This window comes from Youngimonas ophiurae (nom. illeg.), assembly GCF_049803795.1.
Classification (GTDB): Bacteria; Pseudomonadota; Alphaproteobacteria; order Rhodobacterales; family Rhodobacteraceae; genus Thalassobius.
In genome coordinates, this window is record NZ_JBNAGJ010000001.1 from 845052 (window position 1) to 851051 (window position 6000).

The 6000-nt window shown below is 56.8% G+C and carries 10 protein-coding genes; all 10 read right to left on the minus strand.

Annotated elements, in window-relative coordinates:
* Positions 1–45: 45 nt before the first annotated feature.
* Positions 46–1248 (minus strand): hypothetical protein, encoded by a 1203-nt coding sequence (locus tag ACP15O_RS04400; protein WP_425094825.1) that lies wholly within the window; start codon positions 1246–1248, stop codon positions 46–48.
* On the minus strand, positions 1238–1486 hold the full coding sequence (locus ACP15O_RS04405) for a hypothetical protein (protein WP_425094826.1): 249 nt from the start codon (positions 1484–1486) through the stop codon (positions 1238–1240). The genes ACP15O_RS04400 and ACP15O_RS04405 overlap by 11 nt, the downstream gene beginning before the upstream one ends.
* A complete protein-coding gene (locus tag ACP15O_RS04410; protein WP_425094827.1) occupies positions 1483–1905 on the minus strand; it encodes a hypothetical protein in 423 nt (140 codons plus the stop codon). Before ACP15O_RS04410 ends, ACP15O_RS04405 begins: the two co-directional genes overlap by 4 nt.
* Positions 1906–1999: 94 nt before the next feature.
* Positions 2000–2659: a hypothetical protein gene (locus ACP15O_RS04415; RefSeq protein WP_425094828.1), complete on the minus strand. Its 660-nt coding sequence runs from the start codon at positions 2657–2659 to the stop codon at positions 2000–2002.
* 210 nt (positions 2660–2869) lie between these two features.
* Positions 2870–3070, minus strand: a complete 201-nt coding sequence (locus ACP15O_RS04420; protein ID WP_425094829.1) for a hypothetical protein — start codon at positions 3068–3070, stop codon at positions 2870–2872.
* Positions 3071–3083: 13 nt separating this feature from the next.
* Positions 3084–3257, minus strand: a complete 174-nt coding sequence (locus tag ACP15O_RS04425; protein WP_425094830.1) for a hypothetical protein — start codon at positions 3255–3257, stop codon at positions 3084–3086.
* Complete coding sequence (locus tag ACP15O_RS04430) at positions 3254–3709, minus strand: hypothetical protein (RefSeq protein WP_425094831.1); 456 nt, start codon at positions 3707–3709, stop codon at positions 3254–3256. Before ACP15O_RS04430 ends, ACP15O_RS04425 begins: the two co-directional genes overlap by 4 nt.
* Positions 3706–4410: a hypothetical protein gene (locus tag ACP15O_RS04435; protein ID WP_425094832.1), complete on the minus strand. Its 705-nt coding sequence runs from the start codon at positions 4408–4410 to the stop codon at positions 3706–3708. The genes ACP15O_RS04430 and ACP15O_RS04435 overlap by 4 nt, the downstream gene beginning before the upstream one ends.
* Positions 4407–5477 carry a phosphoadenosine phosphosulfate reductase domain-containing protein gene (locus ACP15O_RS04440; protein ID WP_425094833.1) on the minus strand — a complete coding sequence of 357 codons (1071 nt, stop codon included), beginning with the start codon at positions 5475–5477 and terminating at the stop codon, positions 4407–4409. Before ACP15O_RS04440 ends, ACP15O_RS04435 begins: the two co-directional genes overlap by 4 nt.
* The coding region (locus tag ACP15O_RS04445; protein ID WP_425094834.1) for a hypothetical protein at positions 5474–6000 on the minus strand (527 nt) is incomplete at its 5' end. The genes ACP15O_RS04440 and ACP15O_RS04445, both read right to left, overlap by 4 nt.

Here is a 6000-nt window from a genome sequence, read left to right on the forward strand (position 1 = left end):
TAGTCGTCGGTTAGTCGAGTTCGTTAGCCATATTCACGAGTCGTTCTATTTCCGTCCGACCTGGCGCAGTTTCACGACATTGTTTGCTGCTTCGGATCTGCTGCGAACATAGCGGTCTGTCGTGGTAATTTGCGTGTGCTGAGCAGCGTCGCGCAATTGGTATGGATCGACCAGAGACTTGGCTTCGGTGATGCCACCAGACCGCGCATCGCTGATTCTGAGGTCGTCTGGCAACTTGCAGTCTCGCAGCGCTGCTTTGAACCTGCGGGAGACGATCCCGTTTTTGGGGGGCTTGCTGCTTCCTGGGAGACATATGACAGGCCCAACCCGCTTATCAGGAGGTGTTAGTGAAAGCCTGCGCACAATCTCTGGAACGTCGGAAAGGTTAAAGTGGTATGGCTCTGTGAGCCCATCCCTCGTTTTGCTGATTACCTTTTCAAATGAACTTAAGTCAGGCTCAAACATTTCCCACGTCAATCCACCCTCCCACACGCGACCACCGTCAACAATTCCACCTTCTTTTCCATCGGACGGCGCCCAATCGCCGTATACATCAACACCGCGCAGCATGAACTCGAACCTAAACAGGAGAGATAAGGAGACATAGCCAAACCCGTCTGCATCGAGGCGAGCGACAATCTTTTCCACCTGCTCTCTGGTGATGAATTTTTGCCGCTTGGGAGGAGATTTGATCCGCATGTCAGATTTCACAGCCCTCAGCTCACGGCAGTGTTTGATGCCAATCTTTGATCCGTGTGATAGCAGGATGCTGAAATGGTTGAACCACCTGCTGATATAGTGCACGGAGCGCCCGTTCGCCTCCATAGTGCGCTTCCATTCCATCATCCTTGGGAAATCGGTGTCATCAATCGGTACATCACCAATTCCATTGGCGATTCTTGTCATCACTTTTTTGTAGCCCTCTCGGGTCGATGCGCGAACATCGTGAATCGCTGAGTATTCGTCAGTCATGTATCTGGTGATCAGCCAGCCCCACGTACCTGGCTCTTGTCGTTCGACGTTGCCTTCGTACCAGTTGACCATGCTGCGGGTCATTTCTCGGCAGGCCCGAGCCCTATCAAGATGAAGCCCGTCACCCTCTTGCCCGCCAAGTCTATAGGTTTTGATGCTGTATCCGGCGTCGCGGTATTTCTTGGGCGGAACCCAATAGTAGGTTCCTCTGATCCTGCTTAGGCAGGGTGAGTATGCTGGGTCGCTGTCGTCCCAAAGCGAATCCTTAAAGCTCATGATATTTCTCTTGGTTGTTTTCCGTCAACCGCTCGGCAGCCAAGTGCCTTCTTCTTATGTTCCGGTCACTGGCCCACGCCTCAATCGCCTCACGGTGACGCCTGCCGGTGGCGCAGTCAATCTTTGGGAAGCCATATTGTGCCTCAAGTGTAGCGCCATTTGCGCGCAGCCAAGCAATATCCCGACCAAGCAGCCGCGCCACTTCCGATTCCGTCAGATACAGCTTGGGAATGCTCATTGCAGGTGCCCCCGCTCGACGCTTGCAAAGCGTGTCGGGCTTTTCGAGATTTCAACGATTCCAGCGCTAAAGTGGCCAGTGTACCCTGGTGGAATCAAAAACATTCCGCTTGGTATTGGCTCTCCGTTGTGAGAGTTGCCAAAAGCCCAAATAAGAAAACCATGGTCTCTGCCGTCTACAATGATCGCCGGGCCATCATAATTCACATCCACATCAACTATGGTGAGTTCTTGGAGTGCGGGGTTTTCTTTACGGATTTTCCGGTATTCGTCCAGCGACTGAATTTCTTGTGCGGCATTCAGGGGGCTACCCAAATGCGGAGGCCAAGAGGCCTTTGTGGATATACTGTTGATGCGATACGGCTTCTTGACGCGGACCGCATCAATTATCCAACTTTTTTTGAACCAGTCAAAAATCATCGCACGTTTCCTTTTTGGCATTTGCAAAAGGTCAACCAGTGGAGACGAGGAATGCTGACTTGGCGCTGGCATCTCGGACATTGATAGAGGTACATCACTTGCCCTCCTTCACTGCGAGGCTTTCAGGGGTGTGGAGGGCGCTCAGGATTTCTGACCTCACTTGATGCGCCGCTTCATACGGGTCGGAAGGTAAATGCCCGTGGCCGTTGGCGGGGTAGCTTTCGATCAAGGCAATCACCTTTGCCCGTTCCTCAGCCCGAGCCTCGGCTTCGACGTCTGCGGCGCTGCGGAGGGTGATGGCGGATAGCACGTGTTGGGCGTGATACCCATCAACCCAATCCTTCGCATCTTTGTCTGTCGCAAAACCATGATCCTCGTTTGGGTATTTTACAAAAGAATCATCATACCCGTCCCGCACTACAAGCCAGCCAAGTCCATGATCCGTGTGAAGCAGGGTGTATTCCCCCAGCAGCGTTTCTTGCGCGGTAAAAGAACCGTCAACCTCGCGCGACCACTTCAGCGGCTTGACGACTGCGACCTGTTCGGCGGTCGCGGCTTCCAGCTGTTTCCGTAAGGCTATAACCTCCGCGCGTTCTGTGGCGATGATTTGAGCTGCGCCCTCCGCTGCAAGCTCGGCGGCTTCGAGGGCGTAGGCGGCTTCCTGCATTGCAGCATGCGCGGACTGTCGCTGTCCTTCCGTAACGATAGGCACCAGCAGGTGCAGCCGCTCAATCAGTTCCTTATAGTCAGTCATCATATTTCTCCGGCTTTGGAATTTGCGTATGGAAGGGTCATAGTCTGCCTTTCCCTGCCAAAGCGGCCAGGATTGCGAGGCCAGATCGGCCGTGGGCTATCGAAATTACGCGCGGTTTATGTTTCTGCTTTGTTGCGGGAGCCTGCCGCTGGCGCTCCTTGCGGGCTTTCGTGCGGTTCCGGCTGGTTTTCTTATTCTGCATGTTTCACCTCAAAACGAGACCCGGTCGGCTTCGAGTTCGACGCGGCGAACATCGTCTTTCACGAAGGCAACCACGGCCTGCATGACGTAGAATGTCTTGCCTGGGTTTTCGCGAGCGAGGCGCTTCGCCTCAGCTTCCGCGACACTCCGATCAAGGTGAACAACGCTGCTGGGGCCGTCACCTTTGACCATCCAAAACGAGTTTTCCATTCTTCTCTCCTTTTCAGGCCACCACGGCCAGCTCGGGCACGTTGGCGGATACCAGCGCCTCGGCCATCACCGGGGGCACTGAGTTTCCGCACATGCGGGTTTGTTCGGTCTTGGTGAAGATGCGGCCATCGGGTCCGCGCTCCAGATCGGTTGGGGCTTGCAGCAGGTCTAGGAAGGTGTCTTTCATGAACGGGCCTCGTTTCGTGGCAGTGCAATAATCGCCTCAACCCACCACCATTCCCCGTGTGCCCCGTGCAGCGCGTTTTCAGGATTAGTCACCCAATCGCCAGTGGCTGGGTCCGCAATTTGACCGTCAATCGCCACAACAGCATGACCCCAATCACCGCGCGGCGATTTCCCCGACAGCATGAACGGAACGCCGGGGCTAAGGTAGGCTAGGGTATGCAGGATCGTCTTAATCTCAGTTTCAGGTGGGTAGATGAATTGCATTAGGCCGTGTCCCTGCGCCGCCAGATATTCGCGGAGCGGCGCTACATGGTCGCTAACCCCTACATCCGCAAAATGTGGGAGGTCGCGGGCATTCAAGCCCATCAGCATCGCAACAGCAGTTCTGAGGCAGTCGCCGTGTACGCCGTTTTCAGGGTCGTGGCGTAGAGCCTGCTTTTGTGGAACAATCATTCTGCCACCTCCATCTGGTCAATGTTGCAGCGGTGTACGGTTACGGCGGTGGCTGTCACCCATGGATTAGCGTCCCAGCCTAGGCCGCGCTTGGAATGGCGGGTGTTCCAGGCTCTTTGGAATGACGTTCGGAACGGGCTATCCACAAGTTCTCGCAATGGGATGTCGTAGGGCTTGAACAGCCCCGTTGCCGCCGCTTGATCCTCGCCAATCTCCTGCACCCGCATGACTCGCACGTCCGTGACGATCAGCGTCAGGCGTGACGCCCAGCGGGGCATGTGTTGAGAGGAAATATTCCCTTTGGCCGCAGCCTTTGGAATTATCCAATCGCCGAAATCATCGTCTGAGGACCAGTCCCAGTGGCGCACTTTGCTGTCATTTGGATACAGGACGGCTACATGCCAAGGATCGGCTGCGCTGATTGATGGTCTCCACGCCTCACGCACCCACAGGCGGTCCCCGGTGGCTCGCCGGATCGGAATGCGGTCCTCGACGTTGCATGGCCACAGGTCGCCTGCCTCAGGCACCATCCATCCGAAGCTGTGACACAGGTCTGGGCGCGGTGCCTCGTGGCCGTAATAGCGGTACATCGCCATGCTTTCCGGGGGCTGTTTTGCCAGCGGCTCCACGACCAGAGACAACCGCCCGTCCAGTGCGGCGCGGACCTGCCAGTCGGTTAGGTTGATGGGGCGGTCAGTCATTCGCACAACCCGTATTGAGAGGAACATGACAAGCCGTCATCTGCCTCAAATGCGTGGCGCAGCATGTTGAGCTGCCGACCGCCGTGATCTGTTTTTGACCATGCAAAAGCCGCGTCTGCTTTCGGCCATTCAATCGACGCGGATAGATCGCGGCGGATTTTCCGCCCCATGCGGTGCAATTCCACCTCGCGGCCATCTTCCAGTAGGTCGCGGTGATTGCTGCGGATGGTGTGTTCGACCATGCGATTCAGGGCGCGCACCAGATCCGCCCCTTCCGGCGTCATATCTGCTGCGAAAAACGTGGCCGCCCCCCGTTTGCTGGCATCGGCCACCAGCACCTCCCATTCGCGCAGCTTGTCCTCAGTTTCTGGGAACCGAATTGCGATTTGGCCGATTTCGGCCTTATTCACATTCACGCAGGGAAAGCACCCGACGCGGCCCATACCAAGGGAATACAGCGGGTTGTGTTTCGCTCCCACTGCCGTTGCGTACGAAATCACATTCTGCGCCTTCCAGTGGATCAGCGGGCGAAACAGAAGCATGTCATGCGGGCCGTCGCGGCGCACACGCTGGAACATCTGCGCATTGCGGCGATTTGGGCTTTCATCACGCCTTACCCCGATCCACTGGACCACCGGGCCGACCTTCAGGGCCGGGCTGACAACATGATCCTCAATCGCCCGCGCCTTCAAAAATTCGGTGCAAAATTGCGCTCGCGCGCTGGGGAAACGCCCCTTCCACAAGCACAGGTCCAGAAACGGGATGCCGGTTGGCTGGATGATCTCTAAGGCGCGCTCGATGCGAGAAGGTGGAACCCCAGCATTGGCCCATTCTAGCGCGATGAAGGTCCGCTTCTTTGCCATCTTTTCCGTGAAATCATACCGCACCATTTCCAGAGGAACCCCGACGAACTCAGCCAAATAGTGCGCGTGTTCGATGGTCAGCTCGTTTTCGTTGCCTGTGTCCGCCATGACCAGCCGGAACGGCATACCGCGCTCAGCGGCTAGCAAGGCGCAGGCTTGGCTGTCTTTCCCACCGGAAAGGTTGACGATGTGCTGTGGGCTCATTCCGACACCTCCATCTGGTCAATGTTGCAGCGGTGTACGGTGAAGGTGGTGGCTGTGACCCACGGGTTAGCGTCCCAGCCGAGGCCGCGCTTGGCGTGGCGGGCGTTCCATGTGTCTTGAAGTTCTTCGCGAGGGGACACCCCGTCTTGACCGTCTGCCGATATGAAGCCCTTGAGGCCCGCCTTATTGGCGTCAACGTCGCCAATCTCCTGCACCCGCATAACCCGCACGTCTGTGACGATCAGGGTCAGGCGAGAGGCCCAGCGGGGCATGTGTTGGGGGCGACGGATGCGACCCCACATCGACAATGCGTCAGGCCTCCACCCCCATCGCTGCACAGTGTCGTCGCAGGTGTAAATCAGAGGCTCTTCACCCCCCATTTCTAACGGTGCAAGATCATCGTAACAGCGATCTGTTCTCCACGCCTCACGCCCCCACAGGCGGTCACCAGTGGCTCGCCGGATCGGAATCCGGCGCTCTGGACCAGCATCCTCAACGGTGAAACCATCTTTCGAAAGCTTTA

Coding starts and splice junctions, on each gene's coding strand:
- ACP15O_RS04400 (WP_425094825.1), bottom strand. CDS start 1,248: ATGAGCTTTAAGGATTCGCTTTGGGACGACAGCGACCCAGCATACTCA.
- ACP15O_RS04405 (WP_425094826.1), bottom strand. CDS start 1,486: ATGAGCATTCCCAAGCTGTATCTGACGGAATCGGAAGTGGCGCGGCTG.
- ACP15O_RS04410 (WP_425094827.1), bottom strand. CDS start 1,905: ATGATTTTTGACTGGTTCAAAAAAAGTTGGATAATTGATGCGGTCCGC.
- ACP15O_RS04415 (WP_425094828.1), bottom strand. CDS start 2,659: ATGACTGACTATAAGGAACTGATTGAGCGGCTGCACCTGCTGGTGCCT.
- ACP15O_RS04420 (WP_425094829.1), bottom strand. CDS start 3,070: ATGGAAAACTCGTTTTGGATGGTCAAAGGTGACGGCCCCAGCAGCGTT.
- ACP15O_RS04425 (WP_425094830.1), bottom strand. CDS start 3,257: ATGAAAGACACCTTCCTAGACCTGCTGCAAGCCCCAACCGATCTGGAG.
- ACP15O_RS04430 (WP_425094831.1), bottom strand. CDS start 3,709: ATGATTGTTCCACAAAAGCAGGCTCTACGCCACGACCCTGAAAACGGC.
- ACP15O_RS04435 (WP_425094832.1), bottom strand. CDS start 4,410: ATGACTGACCGCCCCATCAACCTAACCGACTGGCAGGTCCGCGCCGCA.
- ACP15O_RS04440 (WP_425094833.1), bottom strand. CDS start 5,477: ATGAGCCCACAGCACATCGTCAACCTTTCCGGTGGGAAAGACAGCCAA.